Annotated in this window: 17 protein-coding genes and 1 pseudogene; 13 read left to right on the forward strand and 5 right to left on the reverse strand. The window is 45.7% G+C overall.

The window, feature by feature from the left end; genetic code table 11:
* Positions 1–9 precede the first annotated feature (9 nt).
* The 3 genes from ACOJUR_RS03020 to glmS all read left to right on the forward strand — a co-directional run bounded on the left by ACOJUR_RS03020 (position 10) and on the right by glmS (position 4,759).
* Positions 10–1,215, forward strand: a complete 1,206-nt coding sequence (locus tag ACOJUR_RS03020) for a CdaR family protein (RefSeq protein WP_420949203.1) — start codon at positions 10–12, stop codon at positions 1,213–1,215.
* 57 nt (positions 1,216–1,272) lie between these two features.
* Complete coding sequence (gene glmM / locus ACOJUR_RS03025; RefSeq protein WP_072875165.1) at positions 1,273–2,613, forward strand: phosphoglucosamine mutase; 1,341 nt, start codon at positions 1,273–1,275, stop codon at positions 2,611–2,613.
* A 316-nt stretch (positions 2,614–2,929) separates the two neighbouring features.
* Complete coding sequence (gene glmS, locus ACOJUR_RS03030) at positions 2,930–4,759, forward strand: glutamine--fructose-6-phosphate transaminase (isomerizing) (protein WP_203115501.1); 1,830 nt, start codon at positions 2,930–2,932, stop codon at positions 4,757–4,759.
* Between the two features lie 113 nt (positions 4,760–4,872).
* On the opposite strand, the gene ACOJUR_RS03035 is transcribed toward glmS, so the two are convergent.
* The gene (locus ACOJUR_RS03035) at positions 4,873–5,031 is read right to left on the reverse strand and encodes a hypothetical protein (protein WP_420949204.1); all 159 of its coding nucleotides are present in this window, start codon (positions 5,029–5,031) and stop codon (positions 4,873–4,875) included.
* A gap of 106 nt (positions 5,032–5,137) precedes the next feature.
* Between ACOJUR_RS03035 and ACOJUR_RS03040 the strand changes: the two genes are divergently transcribed.
* Positions 5,138–5,302 carry a hypothetical protein gene (locus ACOJUR_RS03040; protein ID WP_420949205.1) on the forward strand — a complete coding sequence of 55 codons (165 nt, stop codon included), beginning with the start codon at positions 5,138–5,140 and terminating at the stop codon, positions 5,300–5,302.
* A 25-nt stretch (positions 5,303–5,327) separates the two neighbouring features.
* On the opposite strand, the gene ACOJUR_RS03045 is transcribed toward ACOJUR_RS03040, so the two are convergent.
* Entirely contained in the window at positions 5,328–5,534 is a 207-nt protein-coding gene (locus ACOJUR_RS03045) for a hypothetical protein (RefSeq protein ID WP_420949206.1), read from the reverse strand.
* 318 nt (positions 5,535–5,852) lie between these two features.
* Positions 5,853–5,984 carry a transposase gene (locus tag ACOJUR_RS03050; protein ID WP_420950491.1) on the reverse strand — a complete coding sequence of 44 codons (132 nt, stop codon included), beginning with the start codon at positions 5,982–5,984 and terminating at the stop codon, positions 5,853–5,855.
* Positions 5,985–6,516: 532 nt separating this feature from the next.
* Here ACOJUR_RS03050 and ACOJUR_RS03055 point away from each other — a divergent pair.
* From ACOJUR_RS03055 to brxL, 7 genes are all read left to right on the forward strand, one after another.
* A complete protein-coding gene (locus ACOJUR_RS03055) occupies positions 6,517–6,828 on the forward strand; it encodes a TIGR04540 family protein (protein ID WP_420949207.1) in 312 nt (103 codons plus the stop codon).
* The gene (locus ACOJUR_RS03060) at positions 6,828–7,433 is read left to right on the forward strand and encodes a DUF1819 family protein (RefSeq protein WP_420949208.1); all 606 of its coding nucleotides are present in this window, start codon (positions 6,828–6,830) and stop codon (positions 7,431–7,433) included. Before ACOJUR_RS03055 ends, ACOJUR_RS03060 begins: the two co-directional genes overlap by 1 nt.
* Positions 7,430–8,005, forward strand: coding sequence for a DUF1788 domain-containing protein (locus ACOJUR_RS03065; protein WP_420949209.1), 576 nt, complete (start codon positions 7,430–7,432; stop codon positions 8,003–8,005). Before ACOJUR_RS03060 ends, ACOJUR_RS03065 begins: the two co-directional genes overlap by 4 nt.
* Positions 8,006–8,023: 18 nt before the next feature.
* Positions 8,024–11,560, forward strand: a complete 3,537-nt coding sequence (gene brxC, locus ACOJUR_RS03070) for a BREX system P-loop protein BrxC (RefSeq protein WP_420949210.1) — start codon at positions 8,024–8,026, stop codon at positions 11,558–11,560.
* Between the two features lie 49 nt (positions 11,561–11,609).
* Positions 11,610–15,158, forward strand: a complete 3,549-nt coding sequence (pglX, locus tag ACOJUR_RS03075; protein WP_420949211.1) for a BREX-1 system adenine-specific DNA-methyltransferase PglX — start codon at positions 11,610–11,612, stop codon at positions 15,156–15,158.
* Between the two features lie 68 nt (positions 15,159–15,226).
* The gene (gene pglZ / locus ACOJUR_RS03080) at positions 15,227–17,794 is read left to right on the forward strand and encodes a BREX-1 system phosphatase PglZ type A (protein ID WP_420950492.1); all 2,568 of its coding nucleotides are present in this window, start codon (positions 15,227–15,229) and stop codon (positions 17,792–17,794) included.
* A gap of 14 nt (positions 17,795–17,808) precedes the next feature.
* On the forward strand, positions 17,809–19,860 hold the full coding sequence (gene brxL / locus ACOJUR_RS03085; RefSeq protein WP_420949212.1) for a protease Lon-related BREX system protein BrxL: 2,052 nt from the start codon (positions 17,809–17,811) through the stop codon (positions 19,858–19,860).
* 209 nt (positions 19,861–20,069) lie between these two features.
* Here the strand turns inward: brxL and ACOJUR_RS03090 are convergent, their stop codons facing one another.
* Together ACOJUR_RS03090 and ACOJUR_RS03095 are read right to left on the reverse strand one after the other, a co-directional pair.
* Positions 20,070–21,713, reverse strand: coding sequence for a hypothetical protein (locus tag ACOJUR_RS03090; RefSeq protein WP_420949213.1), 1,644 nt, complete (start codon positions 21,711–21,713; stop codon positions 20,070–20,072).
* A gap of 117 nt (positions 21,714–21,830) precedes the next feature.
* The gene (locus ACOJUR_RS03095; protein WP_420949214.1) at positions 21,831–22,418 is read right to left on the reverse strand and encodes a chorismate mutase family protein; all 588 of its coding nucleotides are present in this window, start codon (positions 22,416–22,418) and stop codon (positions 21,831–21,833) included.
* 274 nt (positions 22,419–22,692) lie between these two features.
* Between ACOJUR_RS03095 and ACOJUR_RS03100 the strand changes: the two are divergent.
* Both ACOJUR_RS03100 and ACOJUR_RS03105 read left to right on the forward strand, forming a co-directional pair.
* Positions 22,693–23,076 (forward strand): annotated as a pseudogene (locus ACOJUR_RS03100) (DUF6904 family protein).
* Positions 23,076–23,447, forward strand: a complete 372-nt coding sequence (locus ACOJUR_RS03105; RefSeq protein WP_420949215.1) for a DUF6904 family protein — start codon at positions 23,076–23,078, stop codon at positions 23,445–23,447. The pseudogene ACOJUR_RS03100 and the gene ACOJUR_RS03105 overlap by 1 nt, the downstream one beginning before the upstream one ends.
* Positions 23,448–23,545 lie beyond the last annotated feature (98 nt).

Genomic DNA, 23,545 nt, shown 5'->3' on the forward strand with positions numbered 1-23,545 from the left:
GTATGGAGAATGAATATGGACAAATTTCTCCAAAACAACAATGTCCTGAAGGTGCTGGCTTTTATTATGGCCTGCATTCTCTGGGTGATTGTGCATGCTCCTGCAACACCAACAGGTGCGGCCAGTGTTGTAGAGACCTTTGAAAGACCTATCCATGTGGAATTGAACAAGAGTATGTTGGTGACTTCAGTGAAGCCTAGCACAGTCAAGTTAACGGTGACTGTGAGTGCAATAAACGCTGTTCAGCTCTCCTCCGAAATGCAGGGTGTCGAAGCAACGGTCAACGCTATTGGACTTTCACCAGGTCAACATGTTTTGCATGTTCAATTGCAAGGAATGCCCAATGTTCAGTCTTACAGTGTCGATCCGACTTCAGTAGCTGTTAACTTAGCCAATAAAATGACAGCCACGTTTCCTATACAAGTGAGTTTGGCAAATAACCAAGCCAAAATCGCTAAAATCTCTGTTGCTCCGAAAGAGGCAACCGTTAGCGGTAAAGCACGGGACTTACAGCAAGTTGCTGGTGTAGTAGCCAAGGTAAACGTTACCAACCATACGGATGGCTTATGGACAAATACGGTTCCCTTGGTGGCTGTGAATCAGGAAGGACAGGCTGTGCAGGGGGTTGTCGTAGAACCAGACAGCGCAAAAGTTTCTTTGGCGCTAGCGGGTCTACAAGAACATGTTACTCTTCAGCCGGCGATTGATGGAACACCTGCAGCAGGCTATGCTGTGGCTGGCATTACCCTACAGCCTTCAGAAGTCAATGTTTACACATGGCCCAACGGATCGAACAAACCTATTTCGTCCTTGCCAGTACCTGTAAATGTCAATCAGTTGGATAGTAACACTTCGAGTAAAGTAGACATTCCAATCCCCAGCGGAGTGCAGTCTATCCAGCCTCAACAAGTCGAGGTCAGCGTGCAGATTGAACCGGCATCCACTAAGAGTTTTCAAAATTTGCCGATCACGATTGAAAACGCGGCGACGAATGAACAAATTATATTTACTGGTAATCCAGCGGTTTCCTTACAGCTTTATGGACCTGTTTCTCTATTGCAAAATTTACAGTCATCTGATATTGGCGTATTTATCAATGCGCAAAATCTCCATCCTGGCGTGCAACAAGTGCCTATACAGGTCAGTGTGCCTCGATATGTGAGTGTGGCGAGTCTCTCGCAAACAGACGTTACTATCAACGTGAGAGAAGGGTAGATCACTGGCTTGTTCTTGTGGCAAAATGATTGAGTCTTTGAAAGGGGCGGTCTATGGATGGGGAAATGGTTTGGCACAGATGGTGTAAGAGGTGTGGCCAATCGGGAGTTGACACCGGAACTCGTATTTCAATTAGGGAGAGCGGCAGCCTATACACTGACATCCAGACGTCCGGGCTCGCGCTTTGTCGTTGGTAAAGATACGCGGATTTCCGGAGATATGCTGGAAGCTGCGTTAATCAGCGGTATATTGTCGATGGGCGTCGATGTACTGCGTCTGGGTGTGATTCCAACCCCAGGTGTGGCCTACTTAACACGCCATCTGCGAGCCGATGCGGGTGTGATGATTTCGGCTTCGCACAATCCTGTTGAAGATAATGGAATTAAATTTTTTGGCGGTGACGGTTTTAAACTTCTCGACCATATTGAGTTGGAAATCGAGCGCTTAATGGAACAGGGGCAAGATGATCTACCGCGTCCTGTAGGGGCTCAGGTGGGGCGGCTTTACGATGAACCAGCCACGGGGCGATATTTGGATTTTCTCTCCGAAACGGTACGCCATCGTTTTAAGGGTCTGCACATTGTCATGGACTGTGCCAATGGTGCAGCTTCCTTTCTTGCCCCTGCACTTTTTGAACGTTTAGGTGCGCGCTTAACGGTCATTCACAGTCAACCTGATGGTGTCAATATTAATGTCGGATGCGGCTCGACTCATCCGCATGTTGTACAGCGTATGGTTCTTCAGGAGCGTGCCGATTTGGGATTAACTTTTGATGGTGACGCTGACCGTCTAATCGCTGTTGACCATACGGGACAACTTGTAGATGGTGACTATATCCTGGCGATTTGTGGATTGGCAATGAAAAAACGCGGTGAATTGCGCGACGATACGATTGTGGCAACGGTTATGAGCAATCTTGGCTTTTTAAAAGCGATGAAAGAATCGGGTATACATGTAGAACGTACAGCTGTTGGCGATCGCTATGTGATGGAACGTATGCGCGAGTGTCAAGCTGTACTCGGTGGTGAGCAATCAGGGCACATTATCTTTCTTAATCACACAACAACAGGAGACGGTATGCTGACAGCTTTGCAATTGGTTGACGTGATGGTAGAAAGCGGTCAGACGTTGGCCGAGCTGCGTAAAGTTATGCAGCGATACCCGCAACTTTTAGAAAACATTCGCGTGACGGATAAAACGGCGTGGAGGACCAACGCGGCTATTCAGCAAGTGATGAAAGTGGAAGAAGAGAGGCTTGGAGAAGACGGGCGTCTGTTGGTTCGTGAATCGGGAACAGAACCGATTGTGCGTGTCATGGCGGAGGGGCCAGATGAACGTGAACTAGAAAATTGTGTTCAGAGAATCGCGGGTGTCATTCGTAGCGAGATCGGCCTGTAAAGACATTTGTCTGTCTAACAAGAGTGGCTTTGCCAGGAACGGTTATCGTATGTCTATATCTTTTAAAGGGGGTGATGTGAGAGTCAAAAATGTTGAAGTACTCATAGTCTGGTCTATCGCCGTGAATCTTTGACACGACGAAGATGGAAGCGCCTGGGCTGCCTCTTCTAAGAGGACAGTTGACGCGGTGGAGGTTGGCGAAAGTTTCGGCGGATGCCTCCCGGTGCTAAGCTGCGCCGCAAGTGAAGTCCGAAAACTGGCAGGTGACTGCGAGCACAAGGACGAGCAAGCTAACGAGGAGGAACAATCGAAGCTTATGTGCGGAATTGTAGGTTACATTGGAGCCAAGCCAGTATTGGATGTTGTTGTCAACGGTTTGCGAAAATTGGAATACCGGGGTTACGATTCGGCTGGCATAGCCATTCTTGAAGATCAGCGCGTGAAAGTTTTAAAATCCGTTGGCAGGCTGAGCAATTTGGAAGACAAGTTAGCCAGCAACACCTTGAATGGACATTTGGCTATTGGCCATACCCGCTGGGCAACGCATGGCAAACCATCGGATGAAAATTCTCATCCCCACCAGGATTGCAGTGGCAGGTTTGCTATTGTGCACAATGGGATTGTCGAAAATTATTTGCCTTTACGAGAAGAATTGCTGGCGGCAGGCCATCAATTCAGTTCCGAGACGGATACAGAAGTGGTAGCTCATCTCATTGAAGAGATGTACAATGGCGATTTGCTCAAGACCATGGTAGCTGTGGGGCAACGCATTCGCGGAGCCTATTCGCTTGTAGTGATATGCAAAGATCATCCGGACGAGTTTATTGCTATGCGTAAATCCAGTCCATTGATTGTGGGTCTTGGTGACGGAGAGAATTTTGTTGCCTCCGATATTCCGGCTGTCCTTGAATATACTCGCGATATCTACGTTCTTGATGATGGAGAGATGGCGATGATTCGGCGGGATGGCGTGGAATGTTTCACTCTGGATGGCGATCCGGTTGAAAAAGAGGTTTATAAAGTAACCTGGGATGCTGTATCGGCAGAACGCGGCGGTTACGATCATTTTATGATGAAGGAAATTCACGAACAGCCAAAGGCAATTCGTGATACTTTGACGGGACGCCTCGATGAGACGGCAGGACAAGTGAAACTTCCTGAATTGAAGCTGTCGACTCAAGAAATCAACGAGATCGACCGTATCCATATTGTAGCTTGCGGCACATCATGGCACGCTGGCTTGGTAGGAAAGTCCATGTTGGAAAAGATGACGCGTATTCCGGTAGAAGTAGATATTGCTAGTGAATATCGGTATCGAGATGTACTGCACACGTCCAATACGCTCGTGATTGTCATCTCGCAATCTGGGGAGACTGCCGATACGTTGGCGGCGCTGCGGGATTGCAAAAAGAAAGGTTTGCGAGTATTAGCGATTACTAATGTGGTTGGCAGTTCAGTTGCTCGGGAAGCGGACGATGTTCTGATTACTTGGGCTGGTCCTGAAATTGCGGTTGCGTCTACAAAAGCGTACACGACGCAACTGATTGCGCTCTGTTTGCTGTCGATTTACTTTGCACAAGTCAAAGGGTTGATGAGCAGCGATGATGCGCATGATTGGGTAACGCAACTGGCCAATCTTCCCCAGTTGGCTGAGCAGGTTCTGGATACAGCGCCGCAATTGGAGAAATTTGCTGCTGATTGGGTCCATGCGGAAGATACATTCTTTATTGGTAGGGGCCTGGATTTCTCGGTTGCCTTGGAAGGCTCTTTGAAATTGAAGGAAATTTCATATATCCATGCGGAAGCCTATGCGGCTGGCGAATTGAAGCATGGTACTTTGGCTCTCATCACCGATGGAGTGCCGGTCATAGCCATTGCAACCCAACCTCACTTATATGAGAAAACGCTCAGTAATATTAAGGAAGTGAAAGCGCGAGGAGCTTTTGTGCTTGGTATTACTTGGGTAGGGAATGAAGATTTGGCACATTCGGTAGACGAAGTGATTTATCTGCCTCAACAGTGTGCCGAACTCTCCCCAGTGTTGACGGTAATTCCATTGCAATTGTTGGCTTACTATGCTGCTGTTGCGCGTGGTAATGACGTCGATAAACCGCGCAATTTGGCAAAATCAGTTACAGTTGAGTAAGTTGGGATGTAGAAAAGGGTTTGTTGTGTTCGCAAAATCAAATCCTTCCCCGAGGTAAAAAAGTTCTTCCCTGAGTAAAATAAGTTGTTCCCTACAGCACGGGTGGGTTCGGGTCAAAAGCCTGAATTCGCCTGTGCTTTTTTGATGCCTGAGAGCGAAAGGCGGGGGAAACTCAGAGCAAAATTTTGAGAGCTACCAGACGCGAAAAAGCCCGAAATATCAAGGATTCCTCGACCATGCCCGATCAAAAATGCGAAAAAATAATTGACCAAATCTGTCCTCCCTTGACCCTCAAACCCTGCCTTTCCCCCTCGCGCCAGCGAACAACTTCATTTTACGCAAAATCGATGAATTTGGAAAAATTACGGAGAAAAACGGGTGGGAAAAGGCGTGATCTACGGAAGAAATTCATTTGACGGTAGAAACTGGGTTGGAGTGAGGAAGAGTCTAGAAAAGTCAGGCGGGGCAAAGGATGAGGCAGGGTTGAGGCGGGAGATGGCGAGGGAAGAATTTGATTTGACGGTTACACGTACGCATCGATGACCGCGAACAGATATACCAGCCATCCTTACAACACCAAATCTTTGTCATATCGCACTGGAAGTGTTCGTTTGACTGACTCACCGGAATCTTTCCAGACCGCTTCTTTCGGAAAGCTTCTCGCTGTGGGGATTTGACCAACAATCCCATTTCCCGCATGCTCCGGTATACTCATTTGTGGTTTACCTGCATGTTGTATGGACGGCGTAACATGCCTTGATTCTACGGTATCCATATCGTGGGAATCTTTCGCATAGATGTTGAATCCGTTGTTCCAATAGGGCGTCTTTATCTATAACCGCTTTTTTCGCCTTCTTCACAGGTTCCTTTAACAAGCTATAACAATAAGTTCGATTCAGATCCAATGCTTTCGCAATCACTGGTACCCGAAACTCTTCCTTGATGAACTGAGCAACCAAGGAACGGCTACTTACTTCCGGACCCAGTTCGATTTTTTTCGCATCACATCGATTTCCATAGCTTGCTCGCCAATTTTGCTCATGGCTTCCTGCAACTGCTTCTCCAACTCCTGCTCCCGGGTAGAAGGACCTGACTAAAGCCCTGCTCGTCCACCAGCCAGAAATGCGTCACGCCACTTGTAATACAGACTTTGGGCCTCACCATGCTGTCGGCAAACCTCGCTGATATTCGCCCCGGGAACCATCCCTTCCAACACAATGTTCATTTTCTCGTCCAAAGTCTACTTACGTCCTGGCATGAGTCAAACACCTCACTACGTCTATTTTACCTCACGTCATCTATCTGGGTTGACTCTGGGGCCAGTATAGAAGCAAATCGTGAGTTATTTCAACTATTTGCGACGAAACCGTGGATTTTGAGGGAGAGGATTGATAAAAGGGTCAAGGTTCAAGACAATACTATCGGCTACTACTTTAAGGTATTGGACTCGGTGGAAGCCACAGTGGACGAATTGGCGCGGATCTTCAGCAGGATGATTAAGCACATTGGCTATCCATTGTTCGATATCTTGCAGTATGAGCGTCAGATGGCGTGATAGAGCAGAGAAGAGGTCAAAGGCGTTGGGATAACCAACGCCGATACATAGAGACAACATGATTTGTCGAGTAGAACGTTTTGAACGTAGTTTTGAGCACGTCCCAAGCTCCCTAAAGGCTATTCTTTACCTGTATCATCTCGCTGGCACCTCTTGTAGGAGTCATCGAATAAGAATAGAATAATAAATGTATAACGAGTAAATGACTTTTGACATGGTGGGGGTGGCTATGAACCTAAAGCTATTTTATAAGACGCAACGAGAGCTTGCCCTTGCCCTCAATTCAATTGTAGATGCTTATTGGCAAGATGAAGTGGATGAAGAGACTCTCTTTAAAAATGTCCAAGACATTTATACGAATAATCCTGAAAAGGTATTGAAACATGGAGATTTTACGACCGTTTTGAGGCAACAATGTGGGAAGAGACGGCTTGTCGTCGTGGAACGAATCTTACAAATGAATGGATTGCTACAGGATGACTCATCATCCGTATCCCACGGAGGAAATCAGTGATGCCAGAACGGTCGAAATATAGTTGCACTTTAACGGGTGCGTCATTTTTGTTCTTCGAATTGAAGCAGGTTGTGCTCTTAAAAGAGCAAGGGCTACAGGATTCAGAGATACGGGAAAAGGTTCGCACTGAGAACCTGTTCGGATATAAGGTAAAATCAAGTATCAAACGGAGTCTTCCTTCTGTTTTACGTAGAATCAATGCGCTGGATGACACCTTGCGCCGTATAGTTGTGGAAAAGTCGTTGGAGACGGGAAAAATCATCAATCTGTATGCGATTATGAAGACAGACCGCTTGTTTTTCGAGTTTATGAACGAAGTGATTCGAGATAAGTTTGAGCGTGGCGATTATCACCTGGAGCGCAAAGACGTAAATGTCTTTATGACAGCCAAATCCGAGCAAAGTGAAACGGTTGCGGCTTGGACAGAGAAGACCCTCGATAAATTAAAACAAGCATACATAAAAGTGTTAGTGGATTCGGGCGTTGCAAGAGATAGAAAAACAGGAGCGCTGAATCGAATCTTGATGGATGAAGAGTTGAAGCGGCATTTAGTCGGCATTGGAGATAAAGCGTATGTAAAAGCAATGGGGGAATGGTTCGAGTGAGTAGTATTGCTGATTTACGCAAGAGATTGGACAAGATCATCCCCAAGATTCAAGAAGACAAGTTTCTTGAAGGTAGAGGACTTGGTAACGAAATCAGTTTCTACGTATTTGACTACCCCCCAGAGCATGAGCTTATTGTGAGGGACTATGTAAGCCATATCATGAAAGAGTTCAGTCATGATGGTTCGAATCGTCGAATCATCGAGATTGACTTATACAAGACCATGATCGAGATAGCCAAAGAGAAGCGGATTTTTGAACGCATCTTTCAAATCGAGGAGAAGCAGGGGAAGGAAGCTTTGTTCAAGGCAATGGTGAACTTCGCTAAACCCGATGTGTTCCTTCAAAAAATCAGAGAAAAAGTCGATGACCATAACGTCGTTCTGATTACGGGAGTTGGCAAGGTTTATCCCTTTGTACGCTCCCATAACATACTGAATAACCTTCAAGAAGTTCTGGACAAAATCCCCGTCATCATGTTCTTTCCAGGGACATACGATGGGCTGTCGCTAAAACTGTTTAATCGCATCAAGGACGACAATTATTACCGAGCGTTTCGGTTGGTGGATTAACGGGTAGGGGGAGCCAACATGAAAATCAGACAAATGTTTCAGAAGGATCTCGAACGCAACATCAAAGGTGTCATCAAGGTCGCGCAAACGGATGAAGAGAACAAGTTTCAGGAACTCGACGAGTATGTCGTCACCAGGGAACTGCTGAAGCACTTCTCGAAGTTCTATGAAAACTATCAGAAGGGCATCGATGGTGCCACCGATAAAATGGGAGTCTGGATTTCGGGCTTCTTTGGGTCAGGTAAGTCGCACTTTCTGAAAATTCTATCTTACCTACTGGAAAATAAGGAGGTCAAAGGTAGGAAGGTCGTCGATTTCTTTAAGGACAAGATTCAAGACCCGCTGATTCTGGCAAACATGGCGAGAACAGCGAATGTTGATACCGAAGTCATTCTGTTCAACATTGACTCAAAGAGTTCGCTCGACAACAAGTCCAAAGAAGATGCCATTCTTCGGGTGTTTCTGAAGGTGTTTTACGAACACCAAGGCTTCTATGGCGACATTCCAGGTGTAGCGGAGATGGAGAAGTATCTCACCAAAGAGGGCGTGTATGAGGACTTCAAGCAGGAGTTCAAAGCCCTGTCTGGGGAGGAATGGGTAGATCGGCGGAATACTTTTTATTTTGACGCGGACTATGTGATCGGTGCCTTGACAAAGGTTACGTCCATGTCCGAGGAGACCGCGAGAAACTGGTTTGAGAACGGTGTGAATAACTATGAGATCAGCATCGAGAAGTTTGCGAAGGAAGTAAAGGAGTATGTCGAACAGAAGAGCAACAACTTCCACCTTATCTTCCTTGTCGATGAGATTGGTCAGTACATCGGGGACAGCCGTCAGCTTATGCTCAATCTCCAAACCCTGGCAGAAGATTTGGGAACCCAGTGTAAAGGTAAAGTCTGGATTATGGTCACTGCACAGGAAAGCATCGACAGCATCATCAAGGTGAAGGGCGATGACTTCTCCCGCATTCAGGGACGGTTTGATACTCGCTTGTCCTTGTCATCGGTTTCGGTCGATGAAGTCATCAAGAAGCGTATTTTGCTCAAAAAAGATCATGCCACAGATATGCTCAAATTGCTCTATCACGACAAGAGTGCCACCCTGAAGAACTTGATCAGCTTTAAGGAGGCAACGGCTGATTTCAGAGGCTATTCAGATGAAAGGGAGTTTGCGGATGTGTATCCGTTTCTCCCGTATCAGTTTAAGCTCCTACAGAACGTGTTTGAACAAGTCCGTAAGCATGGAAGTTCAGGCAAGCACTTGGCTGAAGGGGAACGCTCCATGCTATCCGCGTTCCAGGAATCTGCATTGCAGTTTAAGGATGCAGAGGAGGGTGTACTTGTCCCCTTTTATGCCTTTTACGATACCATTAAGGAATTCTTGACCCCTTCAATTGTGAGAGTGATCGAAGGTGCGTATGAGAATCCTTCATTGAAGGATGACGAATTCAACGCGAACGTGCTGAAAACCCTCTTCTTGATCAAATACATCAAGGAGCTTCCTGCCAACATCGACAACATCGCCACTCTGATGGTGACAAGTATCGACGAAGACAAGCTGGCACTGAAGGAAAAGATCACAGCTTCGTTACGGAAACTCGTCCGAGAGACGCTGATTCAACAGAACGGCGAGATTTTTGAGTTCCTAACCGATGACGAACAGGACGTGAACCGCGAAATCAAGTCTACCAAGGTCGAAGAGGATTTAGTGAAGAAGGAACTCGCCGACCTTATCTTTGACGGTCTCTATGAAGGCAACAAATATCGGTACTCGTCGCAATATACCTTCTCGTTCAACCAAAAGATGGACGAGAAGAATCGCGGAAATCAGACGTCAGCGATTGGGATTAACATTCTCTCCCCCTTGTCTGAGCACTACGAAAAGTCGGATCAAGAATTGATGCTCATGTCTTCTGGTAGTCACGAGATGATTTTGAAGCTCGGTGCAAACGGAGCTTATACAGATGAAATGGAAGAAGTCCTCAAGGTTAAAGAGTATCTGAGGAAGAAGAACCCTGCCCAACTCCCAGAGAACATCCAGATCATCTTGACTGCAAAACAAGGTGAACTCAGAGAGCGTCAGCGTCGGGTTCGCGAGATGCTTGAGGATGCCATTAAGGATGGGGAATTCTTCATAAACGGCAACAAGATCGAAGTGAAAGGTTCGACGGTTAAAGACAAAATCAACGCCGCATTTCACGAGTTGGTGGACAATGTATATACGAAGCTTGGACTTGTGAAGAGGTTCCTGGATTCTGAGAAAGACTTGAGTTCGCTCTTGAAGGGTAGCACCACACAAATCACCTTGGAAGGGGCTAAGTCGAACGAGAATGCTTTGGCGATGAAAGAGGTATTCGATTTTATCACTCTTCAGGATGATATTAAGAAGCAAGTGCGGGTCAAGATTTTGTTGGATCGTTTCAGCGAAAAACCATATGGTTGGAAACCGCTCGATATCGCAGGACTGATTGCCGAGCTTTTAAAAGAACAACGCATACGGCTTCGTTACAATGCGGAGTATCTGGGACCTGAAGACCCTACCACCCTTACTGCCTTAACCAAGGCAACTGAAGTGGATAAGGTCATCGTGCTGAAACGGGTCAAAGTTGACGATGCGTTGTTGAAAACGGCACGAAACATCTGTAAGGAAGTGTTCAATAGAACGGATGTAGCCGATGATGAAGACGGATTGCTAAAGGACATTCGTCAGTTAATCGACGACCAGGTCAGGGAGATCCATGAGCTAAAGAGTAAGTATGACGGGCGAAAGTATCCAGGGCTGAGTCTTTTGGACAAAGGGCTGGAATATTTCGGCGAATTCACGAAGGGATTGGACAGTGTTTCGTTCTTTACAAAGCTCAGAGACCTGGAAGACAACCTCTTGGATTGGGAAGAGGATGTCTCGTATGTGAAGAGCTTCTTCCAGCACCAGAAGGATCATTTCGACAAAGGTTTGCGGGCATTTGAAAGGTACACGGAGAACGAGGTGTATCTCGCGGGCATGCCGATTGAGGATACCGCAAAAAAACTTCAAGTCATCCTGAATGATCCCGTACCTTACAACAGGATCAAGGACATTCCTGAGTTGGTCAATACAATCGACGTGCAAATCAAGGCTGTATTGGAAGAGAAGAAGTCGGCGGCAAAAGGGACAATCCAACAGGATTACGAGTACTTGAGCCTTCGTGCCAATCAAAATGGGGTATCTGAGGCGACGAAAAATCGCATTCGGTCTTACTACGAGGATTTGTTCAAGACCATTGATGGGTACACGGACATATTCAAAGTCGATGCATGCATTGCCCAAAGTGCCAACTTTAAAGTGGCGCAAGATAAGGTCATCGACCGTGAGATTGAAAGCACGAAGATACCAGAGGGACCAAACGGTCCAGATGAACCAACGCCTGCTCCCCAGAAGGAACGGGTTAAAGTGGGCAATCTCCTGGCTGTGAGGACACTTCGAACGGAAGAAGACGTGGACAAATTACTTGGCACGGTTTCAGCCAAATTGAAGCAGATCATCCAGGGTAACAAAGAAGTAGAGTTAGTCGATTGAATGTGTAGTGGGTCAGACTTTTCATCACAACGGACAGGTGGATGCGGTTATGAATAAAACGGCTTTGAAGAACTTCGCAACCAGTGCGAGAAAAGAACTGCTCAAAAAAGTTGAAGCCAGGGCATTGAAGATTGGCATTACGGAGGAGGGCATCAAGAAAGCACAGCTTGAAAGCTCTGATACCATTTACATAGACGGCAAACAGCTATCCCTGACCGAAAAAAAGCAACGGGACAAGCTTATTCAGCGGATTCGTGAAATTGGGTTTAAGAATGTCATTGAGGAGGTTGCCTATACCTGGTTCAACCGCTTCATTGCCCTGCGCTTTATGGAGGTCAACAACTACCTCCCCACAAAGGTACGGGTATTGTCTTCTTCTGAACCAGGAAATCCTGAACCAGACATCATCAAAGAGGCACTGTCAGTCGAACTTGATATTGACAAAGAACTGGTGTACGACTTGAAGCTCAACAATAACACGGAAGAGCTTTTCAAATACATGGTTATCAAGCAGTGTAATGACTTGAACAAGTACCTTCCGTTCATGTTTGAGACTATTGAGGACTACAAGGAGATTCTTTTCCCAGAGGGATTGCTTGCAAAAGAGTCTTTTCTGCGCGCAATGACCGACGTGAAGACGATTCCTGAATCGGACTGGAAAACTATAGAGATCATCGGATGGTTATATCAATTCTATATTTCTGAGGAAAAGGCACGAGTATTTAAAGCAAAGAAGAAGTATAAGACCGAGGAAATTCCATTTGCGACCCAGTTGTTCACTCCTGACTGGATCGTGCGTTATTTGGTTCAAAACTCATTAGGTCGCTACTGGGTTGAGTCACACCCCGAACATGCGGATTTGGCAGACGGCTGGGAGTTTTACATTGAGGATTCAAATTCGGAGGCTAAATTTGAAGATAAGAACACTTCGTGGCTAAATAGAGAGTTAAAGGTAGAAGATATTAAGTGCTTCGATCCCGCAATGGGAAGCGGACATATTCTTGTATATGCTTTTGAGGTTTTATTCGAGATTTATAGGAAATGCGGGTATATGGAAAGAGAGATTCCGCGTTTGATTATCGAAAATAACCTGTACGGATTAGACATTGATGATCGGGCTTATCAACTTGCGTGTTTCTCAGTAGTAATGAAAGCATTGCAATACAATGGTCGTTTCCTTCGCGAAATACTGAGGAAAGGTTTGGCTCTGAATTTGGCATCAATTCAACAGACCAATTGTTTAAGTGACGAAGATGTTGCCTGCATTGCAGGAGAAGATTCGGGTGTGAATTTTGCCAGAGTTAAGGCATTCATAGAGCAATTTCGGGACGCCAAGATATTCGGTTCACTTATTAATATACACGAGGTAGATTGTGATCTGGATTTTCTGGAGGAAAGGTTAAAAATGCTTCAAAATACCCCAGCGAATGACCTGTTTGAAAACCAGGTGCAAATAAGAGTGTCAAAACTCCTACCTGACTTATTGAAGCAGAGTAAAATAATGATTCATCAATTTGATGTTGTCATAATGAATCCGCCATACATGGGCAACAAATCTATGAATGCGGAACTTTCCAATTTTATGAGAGAGAAATACCCGATTTCGGGAACGGATACATGCACTGCATTCATGGAAGTTTCGATGTATCTTAAGCCGTTTGGTTTTCTGGCCATGATCAATCAACATTCATGGATGTTCACATCGACTTTTGAAGATCTTAGAAGGAAAATCATAAGCAATATGACGATTGTCTCCATGTTGCATTTGGGCGCAAAGGCTTTCGATGAAACTGGTGGCGAGGTGGTTCAATCGACAGCCTTTGTACTAAGAAATTGTTTCATAGAAAACTTCAAAGCTCCGTACATCAGATTGGTCGACTTGAATGATCCAGATGAAAAACGACAGATGGCGTTAGCTGTTATAAAGAATCGTCAGAAAGACTTCTTTTTCTCCTCCACCGTAAATGTGTACACAAGACTTGCAGGAAGCCCAGTTGCCTATTGGATAGGAGACAAGCTAATAAATGTAATTGCTCAAAACAAACCACTTGGAGATTTTGTGGAATTGAAGTCAGGCATGTCCACTGGGGACAACTCACGTTTTCAAAGAGAATGGTTTGAGGTCAACTTAGAGGGCATAGGTTTTGGATACAATAGTGTGCATGAAACAAAAAGCGGGAAACATAAGTGGTTTCCTTGTAATAGCGGTGGGGAATATAGAAAATGGTATGGAAACAATGAAATAGTGGTTAACTGGAGAAATGACGGAGAAGAAATAAGAGGATATAGAGGTGAAGACGGACGGTTGAAGTCTGCACCCAGGAATACCGAGTACTATTTTAGAGAGGGATTGACGTGGACAAAAATAAGTACTGGAAAGTTCGCTGTACGATATAAAGAGCAAGGGTTCGCTTTTGATGACACTGGAAGGTCTGCATTCACTCATGATTCAATACTAACCAAGTTGGTTCTGGGTCTTCTTTGTTCAAAATTCTCATTGGAAGTGTTGAAGGTATATAATCCAACGATGAGCTTTACAAATGGTGATATACATAGGATTCCTTTTTTTAGAGATAAAATTTTTGGATGTGCAGACCTCATAATCCCAATTGTAAATGAGAATATCAACATTAGTAGAAGTGATTGGGATTCTTTTGAGGTCTCATGGGGTTTTAAGAGACACCCATTGTTGGTTCAAAATAACTCTAAAACTGTTCAAGAAGCATTTGAAGAGTGGGACGGTGTTTGCAAGCGGCGTTTTTATGCCTTGAGAAGCAACGAGGAAGAATTAAACAAGATATTTATACACATCTACGATTTGGATGGTGAGTTATCGCCCCATGTAAATGATGAAGATATCACGATAAAACGTTCGGATAAAGAGAGAGACATTAAGTCTTTCATTTCCTATGCTGTAGGGTGTATGTTTGGACGTTACTCCTTGGATCAAGAAGGTCTTGTGTTCGCTGGTGGCACCTTCGATCCAGAACGGTATAAGACGTTTGCGGCTGACAGTGACAACATCCTTCCTATTATTTCGGATGCTTATTTTGAGGATGATATCGTATCCAGATTCGTCGAGTTTGTAAAAGTGACCTTTGGTGAAGAAACCCTGACGAAGAACCTGGAGTTTATCGCTGATTCGCTTGGAAGGAAGGACAGCGAGACTCCGAGGGAAGCAATTCGTAGGTATTTCCTGAACGATTTCTTTAAGGAGCACCTCCAGACATATAAAAAGAAGCCAATTTACTGGCTGTTCACTTCTGGAAAGCAGAAGGCATTTAACTGCCTGATCTACATGCACAGATATGATAAGACTACTTTATCCAGAATCAGGACGGATTACTTGCATGAGCTTCAGATGCGGTACGATGCAGAGAAGAAGTCCCTCCTCAGCGTTATTGAGGGCGGCGGGACGGCAAGGGAGATTAGTGCCGCGAAAAAGGAATTGAAGACGCTGGAGTTGAAGATAGCGGAACTGAAGGAGTACGAGGAACTTCTGCATCATATGTCGGACATGCAGATTGAAATCGACCTGGATGATGGTGTGGATGTGAACTACGCCAAGTTCGAAGGCTTGCTTGCAAAACGAGGCTAATATCTGGGCAGAATGGGGATATGCCAGTTGTTTGGCGTATCCCTCAACGTATGCAGTTTGGGAAAAGGGTGTTTAACTTGAATTTGGATGATATCGTAAGCACGCTGAATACAGCCTTCCAGCAACCTTTGCAGGATGGGGAACAACGCAAAATTATCTTTTGGTTGGATAAGGATCAAGAGTTCGTTGAGGACATCAATGAGCTTTCCCTGGTCAACGCCAAAATTCACATATTGACTGATACCAATGGCTTTTATACGAAATACATGCTTGAAGAAGAGGACACAACGTCTCACTATCTGATCTACTCAAATCTGGACATGAACCATAAGGACAACTGGCTCATGGATACGTACTTATACTCTCAAGCGTTTCACGCAGACAGGATCTCGTTGCTGATGGATGATTGTAAAATTGACTCCAGTCTGCGAAATGTAGTCAAGAAGTACGAGAAGTTCTTCGGAAGCAAAGAGCGAACGCGACGATTGAAAGCATTTGATATACCCATTACTTCAGAGGAAGCCCTGGAACTGGGCATGATGAGCGCGATCTGTGCCTTGAAGTCCCCTGATTTCGAGGATGTTCTAAAGGCTGTCCTGATGGATAGCCTGGACGACAGTGATAACAAATACCTGGAACAGTTCGAGAAATTCTTTGACCTCTCGGTGTTCTGGAGATATGTGTATGACCGTTATGGATATGAACAAAGTAGCCCATCGCTAAAGACATTGTTCATTCACTTGACCGTATCGGCACTCAGTCACGCGATTGATGAGAGCCATCTTTCGCAGGTGAAACACTACATCGCAACGAGGAACAGGTCGAATGCGATGGTGTTCATCGACCATTGGATGAACCACAAGACGGATTATGCCGCGTATGACGACCTCGCAGGTATTGCGGAGCGGGAAATCAACCTCGCTGATATTGTGAGTCAGTTGGACATTCAGGACTTTAAGACGGCGGATATCTTTCAGTATTTTGACAGAGCAATCATTGCATATATCGCTAATAGTTTAGATGAACATCTTGAGGACTTTGCGAGATACATTAAGCTCATCAATCTGCGGCGAACCAAGCACTTTTACGAGCGATACCGTTTCATCTATGAGGCTCTGTTTTACACCGTCAAGATGTTTGAGTTCCACAAACAGCATAGCCCTGGAATTCCGCAGGTACAGGCACTTAATATGTTTCGAGCTTACGTGAGTGATTATTACCTAATGGACACGTACTACCGAAAGTTCTACGTTGCCTATGACAATGAGCCAGACAGCGAGATTTTGAAAAAGCTACGTATGATGGTCGAAAACCTCTATACCAACTGGTTTATGGGGGAACTAAGTGTTCATTGGTCATCTGCTGTGGATGCAGAGATGAAAGAAAACTGGTCGCTTCCAGGCGTGCAGAATCAGAAAGACTTCTACCGAAACTTTGTTGGACCGAAGATTCGACAGGGTGATCGGGTATTTGTCGTGATTTCCGATGCGTTTCGCTATGAGGTCGCAGTGGAATTGGCGGAGAAGCTCAATACTGAGACGATAGGGGCTTGCGATATCCAACCCTTATTAGGTGTCATCCCGTCAGTCACCAAGCTGGGGATGGCTTCATTGCTCCCACATAAAACGCTTGAGATTGACCTCAGTGGCAAGGTGCTGGTTGATGGGAAACCCTCCAGTGGTCTCGACAATCGGAACGACATCCTACATGGGGCTGTGGCGGATAGTGTTGCTGTCCATTTCCGTGATCTGCTGTCCATGAATAAGGCGGGGCGGAGGGAGTTTTTCAAAGGGAAAAAACTCATTTACATATATCACGACAGTATTGATGCAACGGGAGACAAAGCTTCGACGGAGATTAACACGTTCAAAGCGGCAGAGGATGCGATTGACGAAATCTATGGCATCATCAAGATCATTCGAGACGATCTCAGTGCCACAAACATCTTCGTCACTGCTGACCACGGATTCGTGTATCAGCGCGATCCGCTCGAAGAAAGCGATAAGATCGAAAAGGAAGGCATCGAGGCAATCGAGACAAAGCGGAGGTACTCGCTGGCGAAGGATTCAGGCGAAAGAAGCGGTCTGCTTGATATCAAGATGGACTCGTTCATTGTCAATGAGCATCACATGACGACCTATGTCCCCAAAGCAACGATTCGTTTTAAAATGCAGGGAGCTGGAGCCAACTTCGTGCATGGGGGAGCCAGTTTACAGGAAATCGTGGTGCCCCTGATTCAGTTCAAAAATATTCGAAGTGGGCAGAAGAACAGTCGAGAAATCGTGAAGGTAGACGTGAAGCTGACGAACACCACCAGGAAGATAACCAACAGCTTATTTAATCTGACGTTCTTTCAAACGGAAAAGGTTGAGGACAAGAGGGTTCCACGCACCGTAAAGATTTACATGGTGGATGAAAACGAAGCAGTCATCAGCAATGAGGAGACACTGATATGTGACCGAACAACCGATAAGCCAGAGGAACGGACGTTTAAGGTACAGTTCGCGTTGAAACAGATGCCGTATAACAAAACTAAAAACTACTATCTCGTTATCAAGGATACCGAGACCAATGTTGTCGTGGAACAGATTCCGTTTACGATCAACCTCGGCATTGTCAGTGACTTCGACTTTTAAGGAGGGCGGGCATCATGGAGCGAAGTGAAGAACGCTCTTTAGACTTAGATCACAAACTGAACACGGTCTTTGCGGGGCGAGTTGTTCGGAAAGACCTCACCAGCATGATCAAGCAGGGAGCCAATGTGCCCGTCTATGTATTGGAATATCTGCTTGGCATGTACGCGGCGACAAATGATGAGGAGAGCATTCGCGAAGGCGTGGATCGCGTTAAGAAGATCCTTGCAGAGAACTTCGTCAGACCCGATGAGGCGGAAAAGATCAAGTCAAGAATTCGCGAGATCGGACAATACTCCATCATCGACAAAGTAACCGTGACCCTGAACCCCAAAATTGATACCTACGAAGCAGAGTTCTCAAACCTGGGTCTTAAAGACGTCCCCATTTCGCCCAACTACGTCAAAGAGTACGACAAGCTGTTGGCGGGCGGTATCTGGTGCATGTTGAAGATGGAATACTACTTTGACGAAGACATCCGCAACATAAACCCCTTTAGCATCAGTAGCCTACAACCCATTCAGATGCCGAATATGGACTTGAACGAGATTTTTGAAGGGCGGAAGAGCTTCACCAAAGAGGAATGGATCGATGTGTTGATTCGCTCGACAGGAATGGAGCCGACCCATTTGGAGGAAAGGGTGAAGTGGCATCTTCTGCTTCGTCTGGTTCCGTTGGTTGAAAACAACTACAATCTCTGCGAACTGGGACCAAGAGGAACGGGGAAATCCCACGTTTACAAAGAGCTATCGCCCAACTCCATTCTCGTGTCTGGTGGTCAAACCACCGTTGCAAATCTCTTCTACAACATGTCAACCAAGAAGGTTGGACTGGTCGGGTTGTGGGACGTCGTCGCGTTTGATGAAGTCGCAGGCATCCAGTTCAAGGACAAAGATGGCATCCAAATCATGAAGGATTATATGGCATCAGGGTCGTTTGCGAGAGGTAAAGAGGAGAAGGCGGCATCTGCCTCCATGGTGTTTGTGGGGAACATCAATCAGAGCTTAGATTCTCTCATCAAGACCTCACACCTGTTTGCGCCGTTTCCTGATGCCATGGCGAACGATACAGCATTCTTTGATCGGATGCACTATTATCTCCCTGGTTGGGAAGTCCCGAAGATGCGTCCCGAGTTCTTTACCAATCAGTACGGATTCATTGTGGATTACATGGCAGAGTATTTTAGGGAAATGCGGAAGCGTTCATTTGCTGACGCGATTGACCGTTACTTCAAACTCGGTAACAACCTGAACCAGCGCGACGTAATTGCTGTTCGTAAAACGGTATCTGGACTGATTAAGCTCTTGTATCCAAATGGCGAATACACCAGAGAAGATGTGGAGGAAATCCTCCAATATGCGCTGGAGGGGCGCAGGAGGGTTAAGGAACAGCTAAAGAAAATTGGAGGCATGGAGTTCTATGATGTTCATTTCTCCTACATCGACCGAGAGACACTGAATGAAGAGTATGTCTCCGTGCCCGAACAAGGTGGCGGGAAGCTCATTCCAGAGGGAATGGGTAAGCCAGGTCATGTTTATACGGTTGGACATGGGGATTCTGGCATGATTGGCGTGTATAAGCTGGAAAACCAGGTTGTGTCGGGAACGGGTAAATTCGAGAAGTCTGGGGTGGCTTCCCATCGAGGGGCGAGGGAGAGCCTTGATACGGCTTTCCGATACTTCACCGCAAATGCCAAGAGTATCAGCGGCACGATAAGCACCAAGACCAAGGATTACCTGATGCATATCAGTGACCTGCAGGGGATCGGGCTGACCAGCGAATTGGCAATCGCAGAATTAGTGGGCTTGTGTTCTGGGGCTTTGGAGCGATCCGTGCAGGAGAGCTTGGTTGTCCTTGGCAACATGACAGTAGGTGGCACGATTTCGAAGGTCGAGGAGTTTGCCAATGTGTTGCAAGTATGCGTCGATGCAGGAGCCAAGAAGGTACTAATTCCTGCGGTGTCGGTCGTGGATCTGCAAACTGTTCCATCGGATTTGCTCATCAAGATTCAGCCGATCTTTTACTCAGATCCAACGGATGCGGTGTTTAAGGCGTTGGGTGTGAGTTGAGCGGACACGGTGTGCGTCAGTAATTGGACAGCATTAACCTCAAATAGATGGAGCGATAGCAACAGTAGCGTTCTGGAGTAGCTCGACTGGGGAGATGTGGGAGAGGGGAGTGTTGAGGAGTGTTCTGCCACAGTTCCCGCTTGTTATAAATGGGTAACCTTAATCGAGCTTAGAAAAGGTTTCTTCCGCGCTGGGTATTTGAGTGATGTTCATGGATTCGAAAAGCCATATAGGGTCTTGGCATCATGTAGTAATTGGCTGATCATCGATTCGTGTTTTTGTTTCAGAATTGGTCTTCCAAACTGCGTAATCAAAAACTCATGTAGAGACACTGAATAACCAGTCGAGGCATCGTATTTGATCCATGTATTCAGCGTTTGCCAAATATTTAAGTTTCGTGACGCGGCATAATCACACAACAAACTGAAATCAAAGCTACTTAACACAACTGGATTCATCGCATTCTGGGGACGGATTTGTTGGTGAATTTGTAAAATCTCTTGTTTTAGAATCCCATACATGGGGTATGGCTCCATGGTTACAATCACGGGCAGACACTTATTGTTGATAAATTTGTCTGGTAAGAGTTCGTTTTCAAGTATTTGCCTGCTTACATCGTAGGTTTGTTTTATCCCCTTACCGATTCCTTCAAGAATGTCGTGGTTATAATTATCGAGATCACCCTCCTCAAAAACCGAAACTGTTAACCTCTTCGTTTTGCATTCCCATACGATGTTTCCTTCGGGATAGAAACTTATTGCTTCGGGGAGTTTCCGCTTCTGTTTCTTCTCCACAATACGATCAAAAAATTCAATTCGCTGTTCATCCACATAAACTTTACGTAGTTCTGAAACCGCCCAAGTCTCAAATATTCGACCTACATAGCTCTGAAACTGGCGTTTTTGGTGTTCTTCTACATTGTCAATGAGTGAGTAATACATCCCACCACCCATTCTGCCAATGAAATATCTCAAGCCGAGAGGCATATATACATGATTTTGCATGTTAAGAAAGGGAGCTTGTTTGAAGTAACGAGTTGGCCAGAGCAACTGTTGGAAGGAATAGGATTGCATTCGCTCCTTGAATTGTTCAAATGAAAATGATACGTGATTTAACAATCTATGTAGAGTTGGGTTCTGATCCAACAAAGCGGAACCGATGTATGCTGTCGTTGGTACCGAATCATAGCTTTGCCTGGAGTCGTACTGATTCTTCAGGTAAGTTAGTAACGCAAATTCATTTGCGAACAGTTCGCGCAAATTAGTGTGAAAAGCTCTTTGAGCGATTTCGTCAAGGATAATACCTTTTCCGTTGTTCAAATCTTGATCTACTGTTGGTGCTACAAGAACATACTGCTCGTAACTCCGAAGTAACTCTGACGACCAGTTTTCCTCTGTATGAAGCCCCATTGACTGTATCAGATACGATTTCAGTCCATCAATGTCGCTGTTCTTAGCACGAATTAAATCAGATAATTGTAAGACGAGAGTGACTATGTTTTCCCACATTTCGAAACTCGGTATTTCATGCGGAAGGTCCATGTCAAGTATGGCGTACTTGAATACCATCTGGGTCAACGCATATCGTGCCTGGGGATGAAAGAGGGCAGTGCTTCTCTTTCTTATATCGTTGACGATTTGCGGATTGAGCAGTTTGCCATCTTTCAAAAGGTACAGGAACCTTAATTCCATGTCTCCAACGTCGTCTTCCGCAAGTTCCATCACAACGTCCATAATACTAAGAATTCTGAGGGCGTCAATCGCGGAGAGAGACTTAATCTTTTCGATTACCGTATTCACTTCTACTTTCTCTCCAGTTAATTGATACCAGCCAGTCCACGCTTTCCACTCCATATTTCTCACCTGGTTCACAAATAGATTAGACCTGTTAACGTATTGCAAAACATGCAAAGATGCCTGTCCGATAAAATGGGTCTTAGTGTACGTTGCAATGCGAAAGTAACGTGTATCTCAATCGAATGTGACGCTTTGATCCAGAACCTTCTCTGGTGGACGCGGATGGTGAGGAATGGGATTTGGAACAAGTCGGAATAAGAACGTGTTGAGGTCGTCGGGTAGTTTTGGGCTGACCATGTAGACCAAGGAACGTTGGTTGGTATGACCCTGTGAGCGGTGAAATTGGATATGTCGTCCTTCATTCGGCTCAACGTCTAAAATAAGCTGGATGTTCAATTCTGCAGTTTCCGCATCCTCATCCGTGTAGATTTCCACGTAAACAAGACTGAAATCGGCGTATTGCTCCATCCGAGTGAGTTGATAGTTCACTCTATTCACGTTGACCTTCTTCATTACAGGAACGATACTGACCAAGTTTTGCGGTGATACAGGAAGCCGTGGTGGGCGCCGCGGATTGTTCATCGCGGCGAAAACCGATGCAATGACGTGTCGATCAACATGGTATTCTTCACACCAGCGGTCAAACTGTTCTTTTGTTGGATAGCCGTTCGTACCTTGGCTGATCCGAAGCCGTTCCGCTATCAGCTTCGCCAGTTGTTCGTCAATCGGTTCCAGGCGATGGTCGTAGGGGACTCGCATCATGAGGCAGTTCCTCATCTCCTCAGTCAAAATCATAGGTTTGAGGATAATTGTAGCAGATTATGTTAAGGGTTGGAGACTGTAGGGCGAATAATGACTGGACAGGTCAGGGGCGGATAATTCTCTATCAGGTTTAAAACATAGCGACAAGCATAACCTGCGAATTAACTACGCCATCAACATCGCCAATGCATTGGCGTGCTCCTTCCAACCTATATCCCTACCTTTTCCGCTATACTTATGCTAATCCTATCAACCCGAACGCAGGTGAACACTCATGCTAACCATCACCAATACACTGAACATCGCTGGACTCTCGATATCGGGCGATTACCGAGATTTGGACACCCTGTACATGTCTTTGCTCACCATTATCGGCGATGAAGGGGAATACGGCGACTACGAAGGTGCTCGACTCAGCGTTCTTGGAGTCATGTATGATATTCGACACGCATTCCAAGGAGATCGGGAAATCAAGTTCGTTCCGAACGGCATGGACGAGGACACAATGAAATCCCTGGGAATGATTACGCCAGAGAAGAACTTGTACTATTGATGCCAGGTTTATTACCCCGAAGTCCTGTTCGTCACAATTGCCCTGAACGACTTTATCCGCCTTTACGCCAAAAAACAGGCAAGAACCGCTCCTTTCTCCCTCTAATGGACAAGCGCATTCAATGGGATGCAAATGTTGCGACCGCCAGATTGTTTCAGTCCTTGGTGATGGGTTGTGTGAAGGAAGTGGTCACAGAAACTTCTTTCAAACGGATCATCAACCTGATGCACAAAGATTATCCATGGTTGGACGTATACATATCGCAGTATCTGGATCTACTCAACATTCGATATCTGAAGATCGGGGATAAGGATGAGAGGGCTAAGGCTCTTTCGACGACCTTCAAGCGCATGGTGGAGCAAGGCAAGGAGTACCGTCAAATTGAAGGGAAAGTTAGAGCGATGGCGCGGGAGCACAACTGCTCGGTGGAGGACATTAGTTTAGTGGAGGATTATCCCAAAAAGATAGAGTGTTAGAAGAGCAGGGGATAGCTTGAGACAATAGAAGGGACACGAATTGTGAAAGGTACTTTCGCGTCTGAAGGGGTGACTTCGCTTGTATCATGTCCTTACAG

Origin of the sequence: Alicyclobacillus tolerans, assembly GCF_048984885.1 — a bacterium.
Classification (GTDB): domain Bacteria; phylum Bacillota; class Bacilli; order Alicyclobacillales; family Alicyclobacillaceae; genus Alicyclobacillus_I; species Alicyclobacillus_I tolerans.

Coding starts and splice junctions, on each gene's coding strand:
- ACOJUR_RS03020 (WP_420949203.1), top strand. CDS start 10: ATGAATATGGACAAATTTCTCCAAAACAACAATGTCCTGAAGGTGCTG.
- glmM (WP_072875165.1), top strand. CDS start 1,273: ATGGGGAAATGGTTTGGCACAGATGGTGTAAGAGGTGTGGCCAATCGG.
- glmS (WP_203115501.1), top strand. CDS start 2,930: ATGTGCGGAATTGTAGGTTACATTGGAGCCAAGCCAGTATTGGATGTT.
- ACOJUR_RS03045 (WP_420949206.1), bottom strand. CDS start 5,534: ATGGATACCGTAGAATCAAGGCATGTTACGCCGTCCATACAACATGCA.
- ACOJUR_RS03050 (WP_420950491.1), bottom strand. CDS start 5,984: ATGAACATTGTGTTGGAAGGGATGGTTCCCGGGGCGAATATCAGCGAG.
- ACOJUR_RS03055 (WP_420949207.1), top strand. CDS start 6,517: ATGACTTTTGACATGGTGGGGGTGGCTATGAACCTAAAGCTATTTTAT.
- ACOJUR_RS03060 (WP_420949208.1), top strand. CDS start 6,828: ATGCCAGAACGGTCGAAATATAGTTGCACTTTAACGGGTGCGTCATTT.
- brxC (WP_420949210.1), top strand. CDS start 8,024: ATGAAAATCAGACAAATGTTTCAGAAGGATCTCGAACGCAACATCAAA.
- pglX (WP_420949211.1), top strand. CDS start 11,610: ATGAATAAAACGGCTTTGAAGAACTTCGCAACCAGTGCGAGAAAAGAA.
- brxL (WP_420949212.1), top strand. CDS start 17,809: ATGGAGCGAAGTGAAGAACGCTCTTTAGACTTAGATCACAAACTGAAC.
- ACOJUR_RS03090 (WP_420949213.1), bottom strand. CDS start 21,713: ATGGAGTGGAAAGCGTGGACTGGCTGGTATCAATTAACTGGAGAGAAA.
- ACOJUR_RS03095 (WP_420949214.1), bottom strand. CDS start 22,418: ATGATGCGAGTCCCCTACGACCATCGCCTGGAACCGATTGACGAACAA.
- ACOJUR_RS03105 (WP_420949215.1), top strand. CDS start 23,076: ATGGACAAGCGCATTCAATGGGATGCAAATGTTGCGACCGCCAGATTG.